The organism is Candidatus Omnitrophota bacterium (genome assembly GCA_030688425.1).
Classification (GTDB): Bacteria; Omnitrophota; Gorgyraeia; order Zapsychrales; family JANLHA01; genus JAUYIB01.
In genome coordinates, this window is sequence record JAUYIB010000018.1 from 210508 (window position 1) to 233005 (window position 22498).

Genomic DNA, 22498 nt, shown 5'->3' on the forward strand with positions numbered 1-22498 from the left:
AGCCGGCGTACAGGCCTTTTTCATTTGGTGCTGTCATTTTGCCAGTGATGTGAAGGCCTAAGTAAGTAAGGAGGAAAGAGAAAGTGGTTTTAGTAAAGGAAAAGAAAAGCGAGATCATCGACAATCACAAGCTCCACGCCAAGGATACCGGTTCGGCCGCGGTCCAGATCGCCATTTTGACGAAGCGGATCACGGATCTCACCGATCATATGAAGGTGTACCGCAAGGATTTTCATTCCCGCCGGGGACTCCTGATGATGATCGGCAAGAGACGCCGCCTTTTGTCCTACCTCAAGAGCAACAATCCCCAGCAGTACGAAGAACTTATCCAAAAACTTGACATCCGTAAGTGAGGTTATCCCATGAAGATCGAACGAATTGAAATTCCGTTCGGCGCCCAGAATTTGGCTATGGAAACCGGCAAACTTGCCAAACAAGCCAACGGCGCCGTGACTGTCACCTGTGGCGGGACCATCGTTCTCGTCACCGCCTGTATCGCCCAGAAACCAAGAGAGGGGATCGATTTTTTCCCTCTGACCGTTGAATACCAGGAAAAGACCTACTCCGCCGGGCGTATCCCGGGCGGGTTCTTCAAGCGCGAAGGCCGTCCCACCGAGAAGGAGATCCTGACGTCCCGTATGATCGACAGGCCCATCCGGCCGTTGTTCCCCGAAGGGCTTTTTAACGAAGTCCAGGTCGTGGCCACGGTGCTGAGCAGCGACGGCGAAAATGACCCGGACGTGCTGGCGCTCAACGGCGCGTCGGCGGCCCTGATGATCTCCGACATCCCGTTTGACGGCCCCGTCGGCTCGGTTCGCGTGGCGTCGTGCAACGGCGAATGGCTCATCAATCCGACGTTCAAACAGCGCGAAGAATGCGAACTTGATTTTATCGTCGTCGGCCACAGCGGCGGCGTCGTGATGATCGAAGGCGAGGCCAAGGAAGTTCCCGAGGCCAAGGTGGAGGAGGCCCTGCGGTTTGCCCACAAGGCCCTCCTGCCCCTCTGCGAGATCCAGAAGGAATTCCGCAAAGAGGCCGGCAAGGAGAAATCCGAAGTGGTCCTGTTGCCCGCCAACGAAAAGCTTTTGAACAAGGTGCGAGAGCTGTCCAGGGACCGCCTGTCCAAGGTCTATCAGCTCGGCGAGAAAGAGCAGCGCGAAGACGCGATCAGCGACCTCGTCAACGATGTCACGGAAGATATGTCGGTGTTCGACCCCTACAAGGCCGAAGGCCAGGACGAGATCCCGGTCTCGGAGATCCGCCGCCTGATCGACCAGGTCGAGTATGAGGAAGTCCGCCGGATGATTTTCGAGAAGAACCGGCGCGCGGACGGCCGCGGCCCCAAGGACCTCCGCCAGATTTCCGGCGAGGTCTCCGTCCTTCCGCGGACCCACGGATCCAGCCTGTTCACCCGCGGGCAGACGCAGAGTCTTGCGATCGTGACCCTCGGCACCCGCACCGACGAACAGCTCATCGAATCCCTGGAAGGCACCAGTTACCGGACCTTCATGCTGCATTACAATTTTCCGTCGTTCAGCGTCGGCGAGACCCGCCCGATGCGCGGTCCCGGCCGCCGGGAGATCGGACACGGCGCGCTGGCTGCCAAGTCGCTCAAGGCCGTTCTGCCCCGGAAAGACGAGTTCCCCTATACCATCCGCGTCGTTTCGGAGATCCTCGAGTCCAACGGTTCGTCCAGCATGGCGTCTGTCTGCGCCAGCACGTTGTCGCTCATGGACGCCGGCGTTCCCATCAAGGAGCCGGTGGCCGGAATTTCCGTCGGGATGGTGACCGAGGGCGAGAAGGCCGTTCTTTTGACGGACATCATGGGGCTTGAGGACCATTTCGGCGACATGGATTTCAAGGTCGCCGGCACCCGCAAGGGGGTCACCGCGATCCAGCTTGACATGAAGGTCAAGAAGGTCGCCCTGGACCTGCTGGGCGCGGCCCTGGAACAGGCCCGCGACGCGCGGTTCAAGATCCTGGATATTATGCACGCCGCGATCCCGGCTCCGCGCAAGGAGATCTCCCAGTACGCTCCGAAGATTGTCACCTGCCAGATCAGCCCGGAAAAGATCGGCGAGGTCATCGGCTCCGGCGGGAAGACCATCAAGAAGATCATCGAAGAGACCGGCGTCGCGTCCATCGACATCGAGGACGACGGTACGGTTCTGATCTCGTCCACCGACATGGCTTCGGCTGAAAAAGCCTTGGTCTTCGTCCGCGGCCTGACCGAGGACCCTGAAATCGGCAGGATTTACGACGCCAAGGTCAAGAAGGTCACCAATTTCGGCGCCTTCTGCGAGTTCCTTCCCGGCAAGGAAGGGCTCGTCCACGTCTCGGAGCTCTCCAGCACCTACGTCAAGGACGTGGCCTCCGTGGTCAAGGTGGGCGACCAGTTCAAGGTCAAGCTCGTCGAGATCGATGATATGCGCCGGGTCAACCTGAGCAAGAAAAAGGCCGACGAAGAACTGGGCCTTGTCGCGAAGAAGCAGTAATTTTTATCCCCCTGCGTTCCGCGTTCCGCGGGGCGCAGGGGGTTTCCTCTGTGGTCCCCTCGCCCTCCCACGCATTTGTCTTCTGATCCTCACCGCGGTCCCCAAAGACCATAAATAGTCTTTGAGATTCTTTTTTTGGTTGTTATAATAATACCAATATTATTTTAAAACCGGACGGAGGGGGCAAGGATTTTCCCTCGCCGCGGTTTCGTTTTTCCCGGCCTATGAAAAAAGAGCATATCAACGAAATCCAGGGCGTTGTGATCCTCGCCTTCGGCCTGATCCTTCTGGCCAGCCTGGCTTCGTTTGTCCCCGAAGACCTGTCCTGGTTCACGCCCTACCCGAACACCCCGGCCAAGAACCTGATCCGCATTGTCGGCGCTTACGGAGCGGGCGCGCTGTTTTTTGTTTTCGGGTACAGCGCGTACTGCCTCGTCGTGTTCCTCATTTTCTGGGGATGGAACAAATTCACGTCCCGGGCCATCCTGTTTTCCTTTTCGAAATTCGTGAGTTTTCTGGTCTCGATCTGCGTGGTGAGCTCATTGTTCAGCCTGGCCGGCGCGCAGGAATCCACGGTGCGTTTTTTGCGCGGAGGGCTTGTGGGGTATCTGGGGTCGGACTTTTTGGTCCGTTACATCGGGACCGTCGGGGCTTACGTGATCCTGATCGCCATGGGCACGCTGACGCTCATCGTGATCGCCGAGGTTTTGGTGTCGCCGCTGGTGTTCAAGGCTTTCGGTTCGGCCCAGGACGCGCTTGCGGCATTCCGGGAGAGATGGGAGGAAAGCCGGCAGACGAAAGTTTCCGTGAAGCCGGTCCCAAAATTCCGCGAGCCGGTCAAGGTCAAGGCCCCGCCGAGGCCGACCGAACGGCCGGAAGTCCGGGTCGCCGGGAAGAAAGAGGAAGAGTCCCTTAAAGACAAATTGTTGAAAAAGATGGCTCCACCTCCGCCTCCGGCCAGGGAGCCGGTGCCGGAAAAGCCGCAGATCCGCATCACGGCGCCGCCGGAAGAGCCGCCGAAGCCTGACCGGGTCCCCGAGCCGATCGTCGTCGGCAGTTATCGCCTGCCCACGCTGGATTTGCTGGCGGATCCGCCTCCCGTGTCCAGTTCCCAATTGCAGAGCGATCTTCACCAGGGGGCCAGGATCCTCGAAGAGACCCTTTCCGATTTCAACGTCAGCGCCCGCGTGGCGGACATCGAGCGGGGGCCGGTCATCACCCGTTATGAGCTGGAGCCGGCGCCGGGCGTGAAGGTTCAGAGGATCACGACCCTGTCCGATGACATCGCCCTGGCCATGAAGGCGTCCACCGTGCGCATCGTCGCGCCGATCCCCGGCAAGAACCGCGTGGGGATCGAAGTCCCCAACAGTTCAACGGCCATGGTCTTTCTGAAGGAGCTGATCCCGAACCTGCTGGACCAGAAAAAGGGGTCCAAGCTGAAGCTGGCCATCGGCAAGGACATTTCGGGCATGCCGATGATCGCGGACCTTGCCGACATGCCGCACCTGTTGATCGCGGGCACGACCGGGTCCGGGAAGACGGTCTGCGTGAACAGCCTCATCATGTCCATGCTGTACAACGCCTCGCCGGACGAGGTCAAATTCCTGATGGTGGACCCCAAGATGGTCGAGTTGACCATGTACAACGATATCCCCCACATGCTGTGCCCGGCGGTGACGGACCACAAAAAGGTCTCGGCCGCGCTGAACTGGATCGTGAGCGAAATGGAGTCGCGCTACTCGCTGTTGTCGAAATCCGGCGTGCGCAACATCAGCGCTTATCACGCCAAGGGTTTCCAGATGCCTTACATCGTGGTCATCATCGACGAGCTGGCGGACCTGATGCAGGTCTCGGCCAAGACCATCGAAAGCGCGATCACCCGGCTTGCCCAGCTGTCCCGCGCGGTGGGGATCCACCTGATCCTGGCGACCCAGCGGCCGTCGGTGGACGTCATCACCGGCGTCATCAAGGCCAATTTTCCGGCGCGGATCTCCTTCAAGGTGGCCTCCAAGGTGGATTCGCGCACCGTCCTCGACATGAACGGCGCGGAAAACCTGCTGGGCAAAGGGGACCTCCTGTTCATGAAGCCCGGCGATGCCAAGCCGACCCGCGGCCAGTGCAGTTTTGTCACGGACCAGGAGATCGACAAGGTGATGGCTTTCATCAAGGAGCAGCAGAAACCCGAGTATGACGACAGCATCCTCCACCACCAGTCGTCCCAGAGTGGCGGAGTGAACGGCGAGAAAGACGAGCTTTACGACGAGGCCTTGCGCCTGGTCCTGGAGACCAACCAGGCGTCCGTGTCCATCCTCCAGAGGCGCATGCGGCTGGGCTACACCCGCGCGGCGCGGCTCATCGACATGATGGAGCAGAACGGCATCGTCGGCCCGTATTGCGGAAGCAAGCCCCGCGACATTCTCATTAACCGCGAGGAATGGCTGATGCAGAACATGAAAGGCGCCGATTCCGCTTCGGCGGGCGCGGAAGAAGAATCCCAATAATTTTATCGGACCCTATGACTGACGTCCCCAAACGCAAAGAATCCATTTTGAAAGAAACGCGGGTGGCCCGCGACATCCCTCTGATGACCGTTCATGAGGCGACGAAGATCCCTTTGGACGCCCTGAAGGCCATCGAGGAGGGATACACGGTCAGGTCCATGTCCCCGTTTTACCGCAAACAGTTTTTGAAGATGTACGCCCAGTATCTGGGGATCGATCCGTTGACGGTGATCGACGATTATCAGACGGAAAAGCTTCCCAAGGTCCTCAAGGACAAGCATCCCGATGAAGAATTCCATCTGAAAATGGGGACGCTGTTGACAAAGCATCGTCAACAGCAGCTGGTCATCGGCCTGGGGATTGCGGTGGCGTTGCTGTTCGCCGGGAAGGTTTTCGGATGGTGGGGCGGGAAGCCCGCGCCGAAGGAGAACAAGGCGGCCGCGACGGCCGTGAAGTCTCCGGCCAAACGCGAACAGCCCAGGAAAGCGGCGGCCGTACCGGCCGTGGCGGTCCCGAAAAAAGCGGTCCTCCGAAAGCCGGGCGCGCCTGCGCAGGAGAAAAAGGCTGAGGTCAAGGCCGCACCCGAGCCGGCCGGCAAGGCGGAACCCCAATCCGGACCCAAAACGGAAACGGTCCTCCTGTCCGTGAAGGACGGTCAGTCCCGGGAGGAACCACCGGCGGAATCTGATCCCGATGTCGCGTCACCCGCGGCCAAGAAGCCCGCCTTTAAAGGTGTGAACCTCACGGTCAGGGCCAAGAAGCGCAGCTGGCTCCAGGTGAAAACCGACGGCAGCGTGGTTTTTCGTTCCACCCTGGAAAAGGGGATCGTCGAGACTTGGCAGGCCAAGGAATCCATCGAGCTCTCCGGCAACAATATCAATTATCTTGAATTTGAGGTGAACGGAGAACTCCGTTCCCTCGGCAAGACCGGCAGCCGTACCCGCAAGGTCGTCATCACCAAAGACGGCTTGTCGGTCAAAAAGTAATCCCGCGTCCCCGGCCCGGGGATCCGGAGGATAAACTGTGCGCGAAGGAATTTATTCATGATTCGCCCCGCGGAAGAAGATGTGCTGAAGAAAAAGGGGATCAGGACCACGCTGGATTTTCTGAACGAGCGGATCTACGCCGGGCAGAAGATCGGCATGGTCAACCTGGGCTGCGCCCGCAATCTCGTGGATTCCCAGACCATCCTGGGGAAACTCAAAAAGGACGGGCATGCCATCGTGGACATGGACCGCGCGGACGTGGCCATTGTGAACACCTGTGCGTTCATCGAGGACGCCAAGAAAGAATCCATCGACGCCATCCTGGACCTGATCGAGCTCAAGAAACAGGGCAAGATCAAGCGGGTGGTGGTCGCCGGATGCCTGGCTCAGCGGTACGGCAAGGAGCTCGCCGCCGAGATCGACGGCATCGACGCGATCCTCGGCGTCCAGAAGCTCGACCGCCAGGCCGTGCCGGACTCGGTGTCTCTCACGCCGAAACATTTCGCTTACGTCAAGATCTGCGAGAGCTGCTACAACCGCTGCAGTTTTTGCGCCATCCCCGGCATCAAGGGGAAATTCGTGTCCCGCACGATCGAATCGGTCCTGACCGAGGTGAAGCGCCTTGATGAGGCCGGCGCCCAGGAGATCAACATCATCGGCCAGGACATCACGGCCTACGGCATGGACATTTACCGCGAGAAAAGTCTGGCCCGCCTGCTCAAGGAGATCATCCCGGTCACGAAGAACATCCAGTGGGTCCGGCTCTTGTACGCCTTCCCGGCGCACGTCACCGATGAGCTCATTGACGTCATGGCCCGCGAAGAAAAGATCTGCAAGTACATCGACATGCCCCTCCAGCACATCAGCGACCCGCTCTTATCGAGCATGAACCGCGGGATCACGACCCAGGGGACGAGGGATTTGATCCGGAAGTTGCGCCGGCAGATGCCGCAGGGGATCCTGCGCACCACGTTCATCGTCGGGCTTCCGGGCGAGACGGACAGGGACTTCAACGAGCTGATGGATTTTGTGAGGGAAGAACGGTTTGAGCGCGTGGGGGTGTTCGTGTACTCCCGCGAAGAGGGCACTCCGGCCTTTGACATGCCCGGGCAGGTCCCGGACCGCGTGAAGCGCAGCCGCATGGACGAGTTGATGCGCGAGCAGCAAAAAATAGCCCAGGACCTTCACCAGAAATTTGTCGGGCGCACCCTCCGGGTGCTGATCGAGGAAAAACAGAAGGGCGACGGCCGCGTTTTTTTCGGCCGTAGCGAGTATGACGCGCCGGACGTGGACGGGGTCGTGTACGTGCACGCGCCGAGGGACCTGTCGCCCGGCGATTTCGTGACAGCGCGGATCACGGACGCCTACGAGTACGATCTGGTCGGAGAAACGGCATGAACTTTCCCAATGCCCTGACGATGTCCCGGATCCTCCTGACGGTGGTTTTTATCTTCGCCCTGGACCGTTCGGGGCTGACGGCGGCGGTCCTCGCCACCGCGGCCTTTATGACGGCGTCCTGGACGGATTTTTACGACGGTTATTACGCAAAGAAATACAACCAGGTCAGCAATTTCGGCAAGATCCTGGACCCGATCGCCGACAAGTTCCTGGTCCTGTCGGCCTTTTATATTTTTTCCGGCCGCCAGTTGATCCCGGCCTGGATGTTTGCGGTGATTTTTGTGCGGGAGGTCGCCGTGACCGCTTCAAGGCTGGCGGCCATGAACCGCAAGGGGCGGGTGCTCGCGGCGGAAAAGGCCGGGAAATGCAAGACGGTCGCCCAGCTGTTCGGGATCCTTTTGATCTTGATCCTTTTGATGTCCCGGGAGGCCGGCCTGTTCGGCCGTTTGTCCCCGTCGTGGCAGACCGGATGCCTGCGCGGCATCGACGTGTTCATGTTTCTGACGGTGGGGCTGACCGTCGTTTCCGGCGTCATGTATTTTTGGAACAATCGAAGGGTCGTTTTCTTTAACGGTCTCACGTCCTGATCCTGCGTCCCAACTGTGAAGGAGACTTGAATGTCCGCAAAAATGCTGGATGAATTGAGCCGGTTTCTCGCCACGTTCGGTTATATCGGTCTGATCCCGTTCGCCTCCGGGACCTTTGCCAGCGCGGCGGGGGTGCTGGTGTGCATCGCCCTGCAGCCGAACCCGGGGTTTTATCTGGCGGTTTTCGCCCTTGTCACCTGGGCGGGGTTCGCCGCCGGGTCGCGGGTGGAGACGGCCGTGAGGGAAAAAGACCCGTCGTGCGTCGTCATCGACGAGGTGAGCGGCATGATGATCTCGCTGTTTCTTCTGCCCATGACGGCCCCGGTTTATATGACGGCCTTTTTTCTTTTCCGGGCGTTCGACATGTTCAAGGTCTATCCGGCCAACAGGCTCGAAGACCTCAAGGGCGGCGCCGGGATCATGATGGACGACATCATCGCCGGGATTTATACGAACATTGTCATGCACGTTGCCATCCGCATCGCCGGGATGGCCTAGCCATAAAAGGGAATCCCGCTTCTGGCGAAAGCCGCGGGATCAATGGTTTGCCCCGTCTGGGCCAAACCACCAAGGACAAAATTAGGGGTTCGGGCGCCTGACTTAACGTCGTCCCGTTTCACGGGACTTCCGTAAGTCAGGCCATCATTGAGGAGGGACAAAATGAGAACAAGCAATCCGGCATTGAAGGCAGGGATGTTCCTGAACGCAAGAAGCCACGGCATGGGGGAAACCATGACCATGCGGGGAACGGTCAATAAATGTTTTATCCTTCTGGCGCTGATCGTCGGCGGGGCCTCCTGGGTCTGGGGCAAGATCATGGGGCTGGCCGAAGGGACGGAACCGGCGCAGGCCGCCGGTTATTTGATGCCCCTGATTTTTATTTCGCTGGTGGTCGGCGGCATCATCGCGCTGGTCACGGTGTTCAACCCTTCCTGGTCGCCTGTCACCGCGCCGGTATACGCGATCTGCGAGGGGTTTCTCCTGGGGGGGATTTCGGCTTATTATGAAATGAGTTATCCCGGGATCGTGATGCAGGCGGTGATGCTCACATTCGGGACGCTGTTGTGCATGTTGACGGCGTACCGCTCCGGACTGATCCAGGTGACCGACAAGTTCCGGCTCGGCATCGTCGCCGCGACAGGGGCGATCATGCTGGTTTATCTGGTGAGCTGGGTCTTTTCGTTTTTCAACGTCGGCATTTTCAATTTCATTCACGCCGCCACGCCGATCGGCATCGGATTCAGCGTGGTGGTCGTCGTCATCGCCGCTTTGAACCTGGTCCTGGATTTTGACATGATCGACAATGCCTGTGAGCAGGGTCTGCAAAAGCACATGGAGTGGTACGGCGCTTTCGCGCTGATGGTGACTTTGATCTGGTTATATATGGAGATTCTCCGGCTGCTGGCCAAAACACGGCGACGTTAAGCGTCAGATGTCCGCATTTTTCACAGGAGGCCCCCCAAGGGCCTCCTTTTTTATTGAAGGGAAACGGCGGAGAGGGGCTCGTAGATCGAGCCGGAGGAGTGGAGCGTGCTTTTGAAGAGGACGATGCGGGAGACGGTCTGCCGGGCGCCGTGCGGCGGCGTGAGATCCTGGATAGCCTGGACAAGCCGGGGTAGATTCTTCCCGGATTTGACGCGGCCCAGCGTCAGGTGGGCCGTGAATCCCCGGGCTTCTTTTGTAAATCCCATCAGCCCCAGGCGGTGTTCCAGCGTTTCTGCCGCGGCCTTGACGCGGTCTTCGCCTTCGGAAAGCCCGACCCAGATGACGCGGGCGCGTTCAGGTTGAGGGAACGCGCCGAGGCCGCCCAGGGCGATCGGAAAGGGCGGCAGGTTTTTGAAAATACCCGGAAGGCTGTCCTGGACGTCATGGATTTTTTTATCCGGAACTTCCCCGAGGAATTTGAGGGTGATGTGGATGTTTTCGGGTTTGACCCAGCTCACGTCAAGATCGAGGGGCTTGAGCCGTGCCTGGATGTCCCTCAGCTGTTCTCGGACTTGAGGGGCCAGTTCCATGGCGATGAAAGATCGGATTTTTTCCATGGCCTTCAGGCGAGGAATTGCAGCAACATTCTCAGAGCCTGGTCTGTCGATTGTTTTTTGATCTGCAGCCGGCTGCCGCGGAAGAGGCACCGGCGGCAAACGGTCCGGGAGCGGGAGCTGACCGCGATATAGACCAGCCCCACCGGTTTGGTGGCCGTCGCCCCGCCGGGGCCGGCGATGCCGGTGATACCGATGGAAAAATCCGTTCCTAAAAGCTTCCGGGCGTTGTCCGCCATGGCCCGGACCACGGGCTCGCTCACGGCCCCGTATCTCTTGAGCAGGGCGGGCGGGACATGGAGCAGGCGTGTTTTGGCCTCGTAGGCATAGGCCACGAGGGAAAATTTCAGGAACTGCGAACTCCCGGGGATATTGGTCAGCCGGTGGGACAGAAGCCCGCCGGAACAGGATTCGGCCACGGCTAAGGATTTCCCGTGCTGTTCCATGCGGTTCGCGACCTTTTGCTCGAGTGTCATGGGATCACCTCAACAGCGGATTATGGCCAAAGGGTTTTTATGATAGTTTGTAAATTATTGAAAAAGATGGGAATGCCTTTTTCGTAAGGAGTGTGACGGGAGCTCCATTGCCAGAAGCTGCTGATGACCAGGATGAGGAACATCAGCGTGATTTTTATTTTTTCCCGGGAGAAATCGCTCATTGCATTTTTGTGTTCTTGAAAATTTTGAGGGACGTTTGATCTTTGAGCGTCAAGGTCAAGATTTCTCGCTGTTGATAATCTTGCAAAGGTTTCTGAAATGTGTAAACCACGGGCCATCTGTATTGCGCCAGGAGCCGGCCCTCGTAATTCCCGGGGACCCAGTATAATGGGTTTGGCAGCTCATCGTTCAACTGCAGGGACCTCAAGACCGCTCCGTAAGGATGGGTTATGAGGATGGGGATTTGCGATTCCAGGGCCGGCAGGACCTCCTCCTTCGCCTGCTGGATGGTCGACGCGTAGTGGTGCTGATAGTAGGTCAGGAGTCTCTGCCGGCGTTCCTGGTGTTGAAGGACAGCGGCATCCAGGAAAAGCATGGAATAGGTGGATGTGGCAATCAGCATTTTCTGCGGGTCCCCGACCATGTCCTCTGGCGTGACGGTGCCTCCGTAGAACCTCAACTCGTCTTTTTCAATCGCCTGAAAATAAAAAGCGTCGGCAGGGCCCCGGTCTTTGTCCTCCTGGATGTTCCAGATGCGGTTCTGAAGCCGGCTTCCGTAAAAACTCCCAATCCAAAATGAATTCCCATCGGATGCAAGATAAATCCGCAGGCCGGGATCTCCCTGGGGCCGGGTGATGAAATCAAGCGGTTCCGCTCCGGTTTTCATGTTTTTGAGGTACTCTGTGCCGTCTTGGTAATACTTGAATTCTGAAGGAGGCTCTCCTCGCCTGAAGTCGGAAATCGGTTGCGCAATACGGTAAATGGGCCAGTAATAACAGGGGAGAGAAGTGAGGGAAAGAAAAGAGAACGCTATGCAGAGGGATTTTGTTAATACGGCGTATGGCCGGGATTTCTGAAAAGCGGCCAGGATGGTCCCGAGCGCGATCAATGCGGGCCCGGCGATGAAGATCGCGTAGCGGGGCGTGTAGGGGAATTGGCGGAGGCTGACGCCGAGGAGCAAAGATAGGCCGAACAGGAATTGGGCCAGAATGAAAAATCTGACGAACCGGTTTTTCCCCTGGCTGAATACTGCGGAGCAAAAGGCCATGACCCAGGCCGGGAAGGCCATTCCCCAAAAGGTGAGCCCGAATCCGCCGTTGAAAGTCCCGATCCCTGAGTCCTTGAAAAATAAAAGATGCCATTTCTTAAGGTTGGCAGCCCAAAATCCGATATGCTCCGTTTGGGGTCCTTCCGTGAAAATGCCAAAACCGTGGGTCAGGAGATCTATCGGGTAGATCGGGTTGCCGAGAAGGAAAAGATTGCGCAGGTACCAGTACCCTCCGAACAGCAGGGCGAGAAGCGCGCACCGCAGGACATGGCGACGGGGCAGCCGTGTCATCGCGGGGATGGCGAGAACCTGCAGGACCAAAACAAGCAGGATGTTCATGTATTTCATCCCCAGAAGGAGCCCGGTGGAGACCGCCAGCCCGTAGAGATAGGGGAGCGCCTGGGCGGCGGACCTGCCGTCCCGGGTCTGAAGATAAAGTTCTGCCGCCAGCCATAGCGAGATCAGATAGAAAACGGAGATGATCAGGTCGATGTAATTGACCCCTCCCTGGGTGATCACCAGGGGGATCAGAGGGAACAGCAGGGCTATGAAAATGGATTCCCTCCGCGGGACCGAGAATATTCCGGCCAACCGGTAGATGGCGAGGACTCCAAAGAATCCGACAACCCATTGCACGATGTCCACCCAACGGATATGGTGAAAATAAATGACCGGCCAGAGGAACAGCATCTCGGCGTTCATCGGGAAGGCGAAATGGCCGTTCAGGTCTACGGGCAAGAGTTGGATTTTGTGGTGCAGGATGGTTTCAAAAATGACCGGGAGGTGATAGCTCAAATCGTCGGTTCCCCTCGGGGGGAGAAAATAGGCGGATACAAAAAGCCAGGCGGAAACAAAGGCCACAAGGCCGAGCAGGCAGGCATTTTCAAAAGAGAAAAGGGCGTCACGCCCGACGGAGCGGATCACGCGCGCGTCCAGGGCCAGCCAGCCGGGGATCCTTTTTTTTCCCGGGATGCCCAGCAGGAAAATGCCTGCGCAGGTCAGCAGGTGCATTCCGATGAGAGGCGCGCGGTACAAGACGCCGAAAATTCCAAGAATGATTTCCCAGGAGATGATTTGCGCCATGGATAAAACCCCGGCATAGAGGAGCCGGCCGGAAAACCCGGGGATCCCTAAGCGGTGGGCCAGCAGAATGTGGGTGAAGAAAATGAGGCCATTGATGAAAAGAAATCCCATGCGTTATTTGTGCGGGGTAGAAAATTATGTTATGATTCAAAAGCTTTAATCGACGGAAGTATTAAGAAATACTTTAATCGAAGAACACCCATTTGGCAATTGTTAACTTTGCCAGTTCATGGTTTTCTGGAATGACCCGCTCCGTTTTGTTCCAGGGGACCTTCCCGCAGAAAGGGTCGGATCGTGTTTCACGCCAGCACTGTGTCCCTTGTCATTCCCTGCCTCAACGAGGAGAAGGCGATCGCCCGGTTGTTGCAGGAAAGGCCGGATTTTATCGATGAGGTCATTGTCGTGGACAACGGGTCCGAAGACCTGACGGCCCAAGTCGCCCGCGAGAACGGGGCCAGGGTGGTCCCGGAGCCGCGCCGCGGCTACGGGATGGCCTACCAGGCCGGCCTGCCGAAAGCGACCGGAGACGTGATTATCACCATGGACGGGGACGGGACATATCCATTGGCAGACATCCCCAAGATGCTTTCACTCGTCCTTCAGGAAGGGTATGATTTTGTTTCGGGGTGCCGTTTCCCCCTGAAACAGCAGGCCAGCATGCCCAGGGTCAACCAGTGGGCCAATCGTGTGAGCCTGTGGTTTGTCCACCGGTTCCTGCCCGTGGGTTTTAAGGACCTTCAGTCAGGGATGTGGGTTTTTCGCAGGAAGATCCTTCCGGAGATCCTCCCGGCCAACCCCGGGATGGGTTTTTCCCAGGAGATCAAGATCAATGCTTATTTGAACCCTCGGGTCAAGTGCGGGGAGGTCCATATCGACTATTCCCAGCGGATCGGTTTGTCCAAATTCCATCGTTTCAAGGACGGGCTCCAGTGCCTCGGCGGTTTGCTGAAGATGATCTTAGGGAAAAGACAGGCTGCGGCCGGCAAAACGGCGGTGACGGGGGGCCGGATCGTCCGGGAGGCCGGTTTGCCTCCCTCAGCTTGACAAATCAGATGCCACGGGCTTTGCCCGTGGCTTGATGCAGTACTTGGCCGTGGTCATGCCACGGCCAAGTGGCGACCCGAAGGGGCGTCCCTTGACATTTGCGGGGATTTCGCTTATATTAGCTACAATGCTTTCGGGAACTTCGAAGGGCCGGAAGGCCGATTCGGAGACGGGTGTAAATCCCAGCTGGTAGTAATTTTCCCGGTTTGTTACGGGGAATGAGCCTACGAGCTCCTACTGCGGTCCTTCGCGCAAGCGAAGGTGTGGGGGCAGATCAAGTGCGAATCTTGAGCCAATAGTCCCGTGCTCGACACGGGGTCCCCCCGTAGCCAAAGCGGTTCTTCTTTGGCGACGGCCGGGAGAAAGCCTAGATGGGAGAAAGCAACGGATTAATCGATTCTTAGGCGAAGCTCTATTCCGGGACGGAAGTCTATCCTATTTCTCCCCGGGCAGGGCCGTTGCTCTATTTCCGTTGCCAATATCCAATCCCGAGCATGCTTGCTCGGGAATTTTTTTTAATGAGCCCCAAACTTACGGAGCCGTAGGCGAACGTAAGTTTGTTGGGCGAATTAATGAGGTCACAACTTATGGAGTCCCGCTCAAGGCGGGACGAACATAAGTTGTATGACCGAATTAACCCCGCAGCCCTGATTTGCGCAGCAAATCATGCGGGGTTCTGATCTAACAGCGCTGTCTTGCCCCGCGTCAGCGTATGGGGCAGCCGGGATCTTCCAAAGATTTACGACAGCAAATCATGCGGGGTCAAGATTTCAGCGGTCAGGCAGCCGGGATCAAGACACAAAGAGCAAATTTTCCCGATGAGATTCTTCCCGCGGCCCGTGCCCCGGGATCAAGATTACGGATAAATCTCAACAACCTTAACAAAGGGCCAATCGTATGTTCAACACCATTGCGGAAATCATCAAGGATTTGCAGGACGGAAAAATGGTCATCGTCATGGACGACGAAGGCCGCGAGAACGAGGGGGACCTCCTCTGCGCCGCGCAGTTCATCACGCCTGATAAAATCAATTTCATGGCCAGGCACGCGAGGGGGCTGATCTGCGTCCCCATGGGAGAAGGCCGCCTGTATGAACTGGGACTTTATCCCATGAAGGACGAAACCCAGAATTTCGGCCACCAGGCCTGCAACACCGGATGGGTCATTTCCGTGGACGCGTCGAAAGGCATCACCACCGGGATTTCCGCATTTGACCGCGCCCGCACCGTCCAGGTCCTGATCGACCCGAACTCGAAGGCCGAAGACCTGGTGACCCCGGGCCACCTGTTCCCCCTGCGTGCGCGCAAGGGCGGGGTCCTGGTCCGCGCCGGCCACACGGAAGCGTCGGTGGACCTGATGAACATCTCCGGCCTGTATCCCGCGGGCGTTATCTGCGAGATCATGAATGAAGACGGGACCATGGCCAGGACCGAAGATCTCGTTGAATTCTCCAAAGAGCACAACCTCAAAATTTGCTCGATCGCAAGCCTCATCGAAGCCCGCCGCCGTTCGGAAAAGGTCGTGCACCGCACCGTCGAGGCGTCTTTGCCGACAGAATACGGTGAATTCAAAATGTCCGCGTATGAATCCGAGATCGACGGCTCCGTGCACATCGCCCTGGTCATGGGCACCGTGGACGGGACCGTGCCCGAACTGGTGCGCGTCCAGTCCGAATGCCTGACCGGCGACGTGTTCGGGTCCAAACGCTGCGACTGCAACGCCCAGTTGCACAGCGCCATGAAGGCGATCCAGGCCAACGGCTCCGGCGTGCTGCTGTACATGCGCCAGGAGGGCCGCGGGATCGGGCTGGTCAACAAGATCAAGGCTTATAATCTCCAGGACCAGGGGATGGACACGGTCGAGGCCAATGAAGCTCTCGGGTTCGGGGCGGACCTGCGGGATTACGGCATCGGCGCCCAGATCCTGGTGGACCTGGGGATCAAGCAGATCCGGCTGTTGACCAATAATCCCCGCAAGATCGTCGGTCTCGAAGGCTACGGCTTGACCGTTGTGGAGCGGGTGGCCATCAAGGTCCCGCACACGCCGGTCAACCAGAAATACCTCAAGGCCAAGAAAGACAAACTGGGACATATTTTATAAAACCCTTTCGAGGCGACACGCAGATGCCTAAGAAACGCCTGTCCAAAAGCCGCGGCCGCGCGAAAAAAGTCGCGATCGTGGCTTCCAAATTCAATGATTTCATCACCCGCCGCCTGTTGAACGGATGCCTGATCGAGCTGCCGAAGCTGGGCGTCAAAGCAACGGACGTGACCGTGGTGTGGGTACCGGGGTCGTTTGAGATCCCCGTGGCCGCGCTGAAATGCGCCCGGCGCAAGGATGTCGATGCCGTGATCGGGCTGGGGGCCGTGATCCGCGGGGAAACCATCCATTTTAGCCTGGTGTCCAGGGCGGCGGCCGAGGGGATGTCCCAGGTGTCGCTGCTGACCGGCAAGCCGGTCGTCTTCGGCGTGATCACGACCGACACGGTGGACCAGGCGTACAAACGGTCAGAACCCAAAGGGGACAACAAGGGACGCGACGCGGCCCGGACGGCCGTCGAGATGATCGACACCTTGAACCAGATCTGACCCTATGCGCAAACGGACCTTTTCCAGGGAGTGCGTTCTCAAGATCCTTTACCAGAAGGAAGTCACGGCGCGGCCTTTGCCGGCGGCGGCCGAAAAATTCTGGGAAAATTTTGAAGAGGAGCTTTCCCCGGACATCCGGGAATTCACCGATTTTCTTGTGGCCGGCATCGAAGCGAACTGGGAAGCCATTGACGAGAAAATTTCCAAATACGCGACCAACTGGCAGCTCAAGCGCATGGCCATCATCGACCGCAACGTCCTGCGGATCGGGGTCTTTGAGCTGCACTTCGCGCCCAACATCCCCCCCAAGGTCACCATCAACGAAGCCGTCGAGCTGGCCAAGAAATACGGCGATCTGGATTCCAGCAAATTCGTCAACGGGATCCTGGACAAGATCCACAAGACCGAAATCGCCACCGACACCACGAAGAAATCCTCTCAAGCAAAATAAGCGATCAGCGTTCAGCGGTTAGCGCTCAGGGGATCTCGTCAGGATTAAACTTTCTATACGCTGAGCGCCATCCCATATTTATGAATATGATATCCCCAAACGCAGATATGCATATCCATACTCATTTTTCCGACGGTACCTCGTCCCCCCGGGAAGTCGTGGAGGAGGCGGTGCAGGCCCGGCTGGGCTGTATCGCGATCACGGACCATGACACGGTTGACGGGATCGTCCCGGCCCGGGAGGCCGCCGCGTCCTTCGGCCTGGAGGTCCTGGCCGGGATCGAGTTGTCTTCTGAGGACGCGGGAAAGGACGTGCATATCCTCGGTTATCTTTTTGACCTTGCCCACGAGGGATTCCAGCGGGCGGTCGAACAATTCCAGCAGGCCCGCACGGACCGGATCCACCGCATGATCGAAAAACTCAAGACCGTCGGCGTCGATAACATCACCTTCGAGGACGTGGCCGCCCTGGCGCAGTCGCGGGCGCTGGGCCGCCTGCACCTGGCCACGGTGTTGAAGGCGAAGGGGCACATCAACGATGTCCGCCAGGCGTTTCCCCGTTATATCGGCGAGGGGGCCCCGGCGTATGAGCCGAAATTCAAGATCACGCCCGAGGGGGCCATTGACCTCATTCATCAGGCCGGAGGCATCGCCGTGATGGCGCATCCGATGGTGACGAACAAGGACGAGATCATCCCCCGGCTCGTGGAGGCCGGTCTCGACGGGCTTGAGGTGTATTACCCCAACACGTCCGGGACCGTGATCCAGTTTTACGAGGGGATCGCCCAGAAACACGGCCTTCTGAGGACCGGCGGTTCCGACGCCCACGGCAAGGCCAAGCGCAACACCTGGATCGCCAAGACGATGATCCCTTATGATCTTGTGGATCGGATGAAAGAGCGCGCCGCCTCGAGAATGTCATGATGAATCCGGATGTTGATTATATGATTAGGGCCTGCGAGCTGGCCTGGGAGGGGAGGGGCAAAACGTCTCCCAACCCCATGGTCGGAGCGCTGATCGTGAAGAACGGGAGGATCATCGCCGAGGGCTGGCACCGCCGCTGCGGCGGCCCGCATGCCGAAATTATCGCTTTAAAGAACGCCGGATCGGCAGCCAGAGGCGCGACGCTTTATGTGACCCTGGAACCCTGCGCTCATTCCGGCCGCACGCCGCCGTGCGTGGACGCGGTGGTCGCGAGCGGGATCCGGCAGGTTGTGATCGGCATGACAGACCCCAACCCCTTGACCAACGGAAAGTCTGTGAGGAAACTCCGGCGGGCCGGGATCCGGGTGAGGACCGGGGTCCTGGAAAAAGAGATCAGGGCCATGAACGAGGCCTTTGTGACATATATCAAACGGCGCAAACCTTTTGTGGTGGCTAAAACGGCGCAGACCATCGACGGCAGGATCGCGTCGCGTTCCGGGGATTCGAAGTGGATCTCCTCGGCCGAGGCGCGGGCCCATACCCGCGGTCTGCGGGCGTATTTCGACGCCATCCTGGTGGGAATCGGGACGGTGCTCAAGGATGACCCGGGCCTGAATCCCACGCACCGTTTGAAGCGGTTCCGGAAGGTCGTCGTGGATTCCCGCCTGCGGATCCCCCCCAACGCCAAATTGTTCCGCAAGACCGCTCCCGAAGACTGCATCATCGCCACCACGGCCCGGGCTTCGCGCCGCAAAGTTGACATTCTTCGGCAGCGGGGTGTCACGGTGGCGGTCTGCCCGTCCCGGAGCGGCCGGGTGGATCTGGCCTGGCTCATGCGCTATCTGGCGGAACAGGAAATCTCTCATCTGTTGATCGAAGGCGGCGGTAGCGTGATCGGCAGCGCGCTCAAGGCGCGGCTGGTGGACAAGATGATGATCGTGATCGCGGCCCGCGTTACCGGGGATGAAAAGGCCAAGCCGTCGGTGCAGGGGCTTTCGGCGCCGCGCGTTGGGGATTTCTTGAAATTGAGGGATTATTCCGTCAAACAAATCGGGGGGGACCTTGTCATCGAAGGGGCCGTGGATTATCCTCCGGTCAGAAAAAGGACGTGACGCATGTTTACCGGGATCGTGGAAGGGCAGGCGAAAGTCGTCGCTGTGAAAAGGAAGCTGAATTTGTACACCTTGACCCTGGCCCAGGCCAAACTGTTCCGCAAAAGCCGTAAAGGGGACAGCATCGCCGTGGACGGCGTCTGCCTGACCGTCACAGGCAACAGCCGGGGCCGGGTGACGTTCGACCTGATGAAGGAGACCCTGGAGTCCACGACGTTCAAAAACCTCCGTCCGGGCAGCCGGGTCAACATCGAGCACTGCCTGAAACCGACCAGCCCTCTCGGCGGGCATTTTGTGACCGGGCATATCGACGGCGTGGGACGTCTGCGCGCGATCGTGCGTAAGCCGAATTACGTTGAGTTTCGGATCTCGGTGAAAAAGGATTTGATGAAATACCTCGTGCCCAAAGGGTCCGTGGCCCTGGACGGGGTCAGCCTGACCGTGGGCAAAGTCCGCAAGGATGATTTTGACGTTTACCTGATCCCCTACACTCTCGCCGTGACCAATTTGGGGACAACGAGGGCCGGGGATTCCATCAATGTGGAAACGGACATCCTCGCGAAATACATCCTGGGCGCTCAGAAACGCCGGGGACAAGCCCTTCAAAAATTGTTCTAAGTCGCGCGCCGCATCCTGCCCGGCATATGTTAAAATAATGACTGTTGTGAAAGCGCTGACATAGAGGACTTATGGCTGAACGCGTCGTCATCACCGGACTTGGCATCCTGACCTGCAACGGCAAGGGACGGGAGGATTACTGGCAGGCCCTTAGAGAAGGGCGTGACGGGATCCGTCCGGTTTCGCTGTTTGACACGGCGGAGTTCAACGTCAAACAGGCCGGCGAGGTCAGCGATTTTGACGCCACGATCTACATGGGCATAAAAGGGTTGCGGACCCTGGACCGGAGCACCAAGCTTTTGGTCTCGGCCGCACGGCTCGCCATCGCGGACAGCGGTTTTACCATCACCGAAGAGAACACGGACGACGTTGGCGTCTCCTGCGGCACCACGCTGGGGAGTTTGAAAAGCATCAGTGATTTCGACGAGGTGACGCTCCGCGAAGGCCCGCGCAACACCAACCCCGCCCTGTTTCCCAACACGGTCATTAATTCTCCCGCCAGCCAGGTTTCCATCTGGAACAACATCAAGGGATTTAATACCACCATCTCTACCGGGTTCACCGCCAGCATGGACGCGATCCAGTACGGCTGCGAGTTCATCATGTGGGACCGGGCCAAACTGGTCTATGCCGGCGGGGTGGAAGAGCTGTGCATGCAGACGTTCTTCGGATTTTACGCCCTCAAGTTTATGTCGGGTTCGAAGGACGGACAGCCTTTCATCAATTGTCCGTTTGACAAGCGCAGGAACGGCATCGCCTTCGCGGAGGGCGCGTGCCTGATCGCCTTTGAAGAGGAACAGCACGCCCTGGCGCGAGGGGCCAAAATCTTGGGAGAGGTCTTGTCCTTCGGGTACAGCTTTGACACGGCCCGCCGCTACAAGTATAATCCGAGGGGGACAGGGCTGAAGATCGCCATGACCGAGGCCTTGAACAACGCGGAGCTTAAACCGTCGGATATCGACTGCATTTTTTCCGACGCCAATTCCACCCCTGGCGGGGACAAGGTGGAAGCCCTGGCGATCAAAGAGGTCTTCGGCGACCATGCCAAGAAGGTCCCGGTCACGGCGGTCAAGTCCATGATCGGCGAATCTTTCAGCGTCTGCGGCGCGTTCAACGTCTCCGCCGCCCTGATGGCCCTGAACCACGATTTCATCCCGCCCACGATCAATTACCGGGAACCGGACCCGGACTGCGATTTGAATTATGTCGTCAACACGGGCCGCAAGGCCCGGCTGAAGAATATCCTGGTGATGAATTTCAGCCCGACCGGCAGCAATAACTGCATGGTGCTGGGCCGTTATGAAAAATGAAGAGGGACGGACGTGAAGATTTTGGAAAATAAAGTGGCTGTTGTCACCGGCGCGTCGCGCGGCATCGGGCGGGCGATCGTATTGATGCTGGCCCGCGAAGGGTGCCATGTGGCGTTCAATTATCAGAAAAGCCGGGCCGAGGCCGCGGCCCTGGAGAAGGAAGCGGCCGCCCTAAGCGTGAAATGCCGCGCCAGCCAGGTGGACATCAAGGATTTCGCGGCCGTCAAGGCGTGGGTCGAAGAGGTCAAAAAGGAATTCGGCCGGCTGGACATCCTGGTCAACAACGCGGGCATCATCATCGACAAGGCCCTGGTCATGATGGAGGAAAAGGACTGGCGCGAAGTCATCGACACCAATCTCAACGGATGCTTCAACGCCTCCCGGGCCTGTATCTACACATTTTTGCGGCAGAAGAGCGGCGACATCGTCAATATTTCATCGGTGAGCGGCGTGGTCGGGCTTCCTCGGCAGACCAACTATTCCGCCTCCAAGGGCGGGATCAACGCCTTCACCAAGGCCCTGGCCAAGGAAACCGCCGGATACGGCGTCCGGGTCAACGCCGTGGCCCCGGGGTTCATCGAGACCGAGATCCTGGCCGGTTTTACATCCGAGCAGAAAGAAAAGATTATTAAGGACATCCCGCTGGGACGGATCGGCAGTGTTGAAGACGTGGCCGCGTGCGTCAGGTTCCTGCTGGGGCCGCAGTCCCGATACATCACGGGCCAGGTGATTCAGGTGGACGGCGGGCTGGCCGTCCGGTAGAATAAATTTTGCCCCTGAGGGCCGGGGTGTGTCCCGTGCTCAAACCGCGATCCCGCTTTTTTCTGATTCAAAATTTTAGTAAAAGCGGTCTCGAACTGCGCGCGGGACACAGCCCGGCCCCCCGAAGTGGCAACGGAAGGTATCCCGCGAATTTTATCAGAAAGGCATCGTCATGGAACTCGACATCCGGCAGATCCAGAAGATCATCCCGCACCGTTTCCCGTTTCTGCTCATCGACCGCGTGACCGTGCTTGAGCCGGGCGTGAAATTGACCGCGATCAAGAACGTCTCCATCAACGAGTCGTTTTTTGTCGGCCATTTCCCGGACGAAAAAGTGATGCCGGGGGTCCTCATCATCGAGGGCATGGCCCAGGCCGGATGCGTTTATTTTTATTACAGTAAAAATCTGCAGGGCAAGAACCTGATCTATTATCTGGCCAAGGCGGAGGCCAGGTTCCTTGCGCCGGTCACTCCCGGCGACCAGCTGCGTTATGAAGTCACCACGGTCAAGTTGATGAGCAAGGCCGGCATCTTGAAGACCCAGGCGTTTGTCGGGGAAAAACTGGTGGCGGAAGCGGAAATCGGGTTCGGAATCAAAGAAAATTGAAACGCCGGCAGATGGCGCAAGTTGTCTTTCACGACTATCTTCATCCTTTTTCCCCAGAGTTTCTGAATCCTGGGGCTTTTTTCTGGGAAGAAGGGCGAGGCGGGTATTGATTTGTAATTGGTTGCAATAATTCAGGAAGGTTTTTGAATGTCTGCTTTTTCATCTTCTTGTAAACAGGCTTTTCAGGAGTTCTCAGCGAGTCCGCGTTTTTTAATGCCCATATTGACTGCAACGGCGGTTGGTGTCGGAACCGGATTCATTGCCGTTGGATTTATTAAGATGGTCGATCT

The 22498-nt window shown here is 58.2% G+C and carries 21 protein-coding genes; 18 read left to right on the forward strand and 3 right to left on the reverse strand.

Translation table 11 applies throughout. The features are described from left to right. The first annotated feature begins 83 nt into the window (after positions 1–83). The 8 genes from rpsO (at position 84) to Q8Q08_07990 (ending at position 9392) form a co-directional block, all read left to right on the forward strand. The gene (gene rpsO / locus Q8Q08_07955; GenBank protein MDP2653948.1) at positions 84–353 is read left to right on the forward strand and encodes a 30S ribosomal protein S15; all 270 of its coding nucleotides are present in this window, start codon (positions 84–86) and stop codon (positions 351–353) included. Between the two features lie 9 nt (positions 354–362). Further along, a complete protein-coding gene (locus Q8Q08_07960; GenBank protein ID MDP2653949.1) occupies positions 363–2495 on the forward strand; it encodes a polyribonucleotide nucleotidyltransferase in 2133 nt (710 codons plus the stop codon). Between the two features lie 224 nt (positions 2496–2719). After that, positions 2720–4996, forward strand: a complete 2277-nt coding sequence (locus Q8Q08_07965; GenBank protein MDP2653950.1) for a DNA translocase FtsK — start codon at positions 2720–2722, stop codon at positions 4994–4996. Between the two features lie 14 nt (positions 4997–5010). Then, complete coding sequence (locus Q8Q08_07970) at positions 5011–5982, forward strand: DUF4115 domain-containing protein (protein MDP2653951.1); 972 nt, start codon at positions 5011–5013, stop codon at positions 5980–5982. A 57-nt stretch (positions 5983–6039) separates the two neighbouring features. Next, complete coding sequence (gene rimO / locus Q8Q08_07975; protein ID MDP2653952.1) at positions 6040–7380, forward strand: 30S ribosomal protein S12 methylthiotransferase RimO; 1341 nt, start codon at positions 6040–6042, stop codon at positions 7378–7380. Further along, a complete protein-coding gene (pgsA, locus tag Q8Q08_07980; GenBank protein ID MDP2653953.1) occupies positions 7377–7967 on the forward strand; it encodes a CDP-diacylglycerol--glycerol-3-phosphate 3-phosphatidyltransferase in 591 nt (196 codons plus the stop codon). The genes rimO and pgsA overlap by 4 nt, the downstream gene beginning before the upstream one ends. A gap of 30 nt (positions 7968–7997) precedes the next feature. Further along, positions 7998–8465, forward strand: a complete 468-nt coding sequence (locus Q8Q08_07985) for a phosphatidylglycerophosphatase A (protein ID MDP2653954.1) — start codon at positions 7998–8000, stop codon at positions 8463–8465. A 162-nt stretch (positions 8466–8627) separates the two neighbouring features. Beyond that, complete coding sequence (locus Q8Q08_07990) at positions 8628–9392, forward strand: Bax inhibitor-1/YccA family protein (GenBank protein ID MDP2653955.1); 765 nt, start codon at positions 8628–8630, stop codon at positions 9390–9392. Between the two features lie 50 nt (positions 9393–9442). On the opposite strand, the gene thpR is transcribed toward Q8Q08_07990, so the two are convergent. The 3 genes from thpR to Q8Q08_08005 all read right to left on the reverse strand — a co-directional run bounded on the left by thpR (position 9443) and on the right by Q8Q08_08005 (position 12904). Continuing rightward, entirely contained in the window at positions 9443–10009 is a 567-nt protein-coding gene (thpR, locus tag Q8Q08_07995; protein ID MDP2653956.1) for an RNA 2',3'-cyclic phosphodiesterase, read from the reverse strand. A gap of 5 nt (positions 10010–10014) precedes the next feature. Beyond that, the gene (locus tag Q8Q08_08000; protein MDP2653957.1) at positions 10015–10482 is read right to left on the reverse strand and encodes a CinA family protein; all 468 of its coding nucleotides are present in this window, start codon (positions 10480–10482) and stop codon (positions 10015–10017) included. A gap of 178 nt (positions 10483–10660) precedes the next feature. Further along, entirely contained in the window at positions 10661–12904 is a 2244-nt protein-coding gene (locus tag Q8Q08_08005; GenBank protein ID MDP2653958.1) for a hypothetical protein, read from the reverse strand. Positions 12905–13087: 183 nt separating this feature from the next. On the opposite strand from Q8Q08_08005, the gene Q8Q08_08010 reads away from it, so the two are divergent. The 10 genes from Q8Q08_08010 (at position 13088) to fabZ (ending at position 22208) form a co-directional block, all read left to right on the forward strand. Then, the gene (locus Q8Q08_08010) at positions 13088–13837 is read left to right on the forward strand and encodes a glycosyltransferase family 2 protein (GenBank protein ID MDP2653959.1); all 750 of its coding nucleotides are present in this window, start codon (positions 13088–13090) and stop codon (positions 13835–13837) included. An 897-nt stretch (positions 13838–14734) separates the two neighbouring features. Beyond that, a complete protein-coding gene (locus tag Q8Q08_08015) occupies positions 14735–15937 on the forward strand; it encodes a bifunctional 3,4-dihydroxy-2-butanone-4-phosphate synthase/GTP cyclohydrolase II (GenBank protein MDP2653960.1) in 1203 nt (400 codons plus the stop codon). 23 nt (positions 15938–15960) lie between these two features. Continuing rightward, positions 15961–16425 (forward strand): 6,7-dimethyl-8-ribityllumazine synthase, encoded by a 465-nt coding sequence (gene ribH, locus Q8Q08_08020; GenBank protein MDP2653961.1) that lies wholly within the window; start codon positions 15961–15963, stop codon positions 16423–16425. 4 nt (positions 16426–16429) lie between these two features. Beyond that, positions 16430–16876: a transcription antitermination factor NusB gene (gene nusB, locus Q8Q08_08025; protein ID MDP2653962.1), complete on the forward strand. Its 447-nt coding sequence runs from the start codon at positions 16430–16432 to the stop codon at positions 16874–16876. Positions 16877–16983: 107 nt separating this feature from the next. Continuing rightward, on the forward strand, positions 16984–17799 hold the full coding sequence (locus Q8Q08_08030) for a PHP domain-containing protein (GenBank protein ID MDP2653963.1): 816 nt from the start codon (positions 16984–16986) through the stop codon (positions 17797–17799). Then, entirely contained in the window at positions 17799–18911 is a 1113-nt protein-coding gene (ribD, locus tag Q8Q08_08035) for a bifunctional diaminohydroxyphosphoribosylaminopyrimidine deaminase/5-amino-6-(5-phosphoribosylamino)uracil reductase RibD (protein ID MDP2653964.1), read from the forward strand. The genes Q8Q08_08030 and ribD overlap by 1 nt, the downstream gene beginning before the upstream one ends. A 3-nt stretch (positions 18912–18914) precedes the next feature. After that, positions 18915–19529, forward strand: coding sequence for a riboflavin synthase (locus tag Q8Q08_08040; protein ID MDP2653965.1), 615 nt, complete (start codon positions 18915–18917; stop codon positions 19527–19529). A gap of 71 nt (positions 19530–19600) precedes the next feature. Then, on the forward strand, positions 19601–20839 hold the full coding sequence (locus Q8Q08_08045; GenBank protein ID MDP2653966.1) for a beta-ketoacyl-[acyl-carrier-protein] synthase family protein: 1239 nt from the start codon (positions 19601–19603) through the stop codon (positions 20837–20839). An 18-nt stretch (positions 20840–20857) separates the two neighbouring features. Further along, positions 20858–21601 carry a 3-oxoacyl-ACP reductase family protein gene (locus tag Q8Q08_08050; GenBank protein ID MDP2653967.1) on the forward strand — a complete coding sequence of 248 codons (744 nt, stop codon included), beginning with the start codon at positions 20858–20860 and terminating at the stop codon, positions 21599–21601. Between the two features lie 172 nt (positions 21602–21773). Then, the gene (fabZ, locus tag Q8Q08_08055; GenBank protein ID MDP2653968.1) at positions 21774–22208 is read left to right on the forward strand and encodes a 3-hydroxyacyl-ACP dehydratase FabZ; all 435 of its coding nucleotides are present in this window, start codon (positions 21774–21776) and stop codon (positions 22206–22208) included. Positions 22209–22498: the final 290 nt, after the last annotated feature.

Excerpts from the sequence above, each read along its gene's own strand:
- Q8Q08_07965 (MDP2653950.1), top strand. The coding sequence starts at position 2,720 with ATGAAAAAAGAGCATATCAACGAAATCCAGGGCGTTGTGATCCTCGCC.
- Q8Q08_07970 (MDP2653951.1), top strand. The coding sequence starts at position 5,011 with ATGACTGACGTCCCCAAACGCAAAGAATCCATTTTGAAAGAAACGCGG.
- thpR (MDP2653956.1), bottom strand. The coding sequence starts at position 10,009 with ATGGAAAAAATCCGATCTTTCATCGCCATGGAACTGGCCCCTCAAGTC.
- ribD (MDP2653964.1), top strand. The coding sequence starts at position 17,799 with ATGAATCCGGATGTTGATTATATGATTAGGGCCTGCGAGCTGGCCTGG.
- Q8Q08_08005 (MDP2653958.1), bottom strand. The coding sequence starts at position 12,904 with ATGGGATTTCTTTTCATCAATGGCCTCATTTTCTTCACCCACATTCTG.
- Q8Q08_08045 (MDP2653966.1), top strand. The coding sequence starts at position 19,601 with ATGGCTGAACGCGTCGTCATCACCGGACTTGGCATCCTGACCTGCAAC.
- nusB (MDP2653962.1), top strand. The coding sequence starts at position 16,430 with ATGCGCAAACGGACCTTTTCCAGGGAGTGCGTTCTCAAGATCCTTTAC.
- Q8Q08_07960 (MDP2653949.1), top strand. The coding sequence starts at position 363 with ATGAAGATCGAACGAATTGAAATTCCGTTCGGCGCCCAGAATTTGGCT.
- Q8Q08_08000 (MDP2653957.1), bottom strand. The coding sequence starts at position 10,482 with ATGACACTCGAGCAAAAGGTCGCGAACCGCATGGAACAGCACGGGAAA.
- fabZ (MDP2653968.1), top strand. The coding sequence starts at position 21,774 with ATGGAACTCGACATCCGGCAGATCCAGAAGATCATCCCGCACCGTTTC.
- Q8Q08_08030 (MDP2653963.1), top strand. The coding sequence starts at position 16,984 with ATGCATATCCATACTCATTTTTCCGACGGTACCTCGTCCCCCCGGGAA.
- Q8Q08_08040 (MDP2653965.1), top strand. The coding sequence starts at position 18,915 with ATGTTTACCGGGATCGTGGAAGGGCAGGCGAAAGTCGTCGCTGTGAAA.
- Q8Q08_07985 (MDP2653954.1), top strand. The coding sequence starts at position 7,998 with ATGTCCGCAAAAATGCTGGATGAATTGAGCCGGTTTCTCGCCACGTTC.
- rimO (MDP2653952.1), top strand. The coding sequence starts at position 6,040 with ATGATTCGCCCCGCGGAAGAAGATGTGCTGAAGAAAAAGGGGATCAGG.
- Q8Q08_07990 (MDP2653955.1), top strand. The coding sequence starts at position 8,628 with ATGAGAACAAGCAATCCGGCATTGAAGGCAGGGATGTTCCTGAACGCA.
- pgsA (MDP2653953.1), top strand. The coding sequence starts at position 7,377 with ATGAACTTTCCCAATGCCCTGACGATGTCCCGGATCCTCCTGACGGTG.
- Q8Q08_08015 (MDP2653960.1), top strand. The coding sequence starts at position 14,735 with ATGTTCAACACCATTGCGGAAATCATCAAGGATTTGCAGGACGGAAAA.
- ribH (MDP2653961.1), top strand. The coding sequence starts at position 15,961 with ATGCCTAAGAAACGCCTGTCCAAAAGCCGCGGCCGCGCGAAAAAAGTC.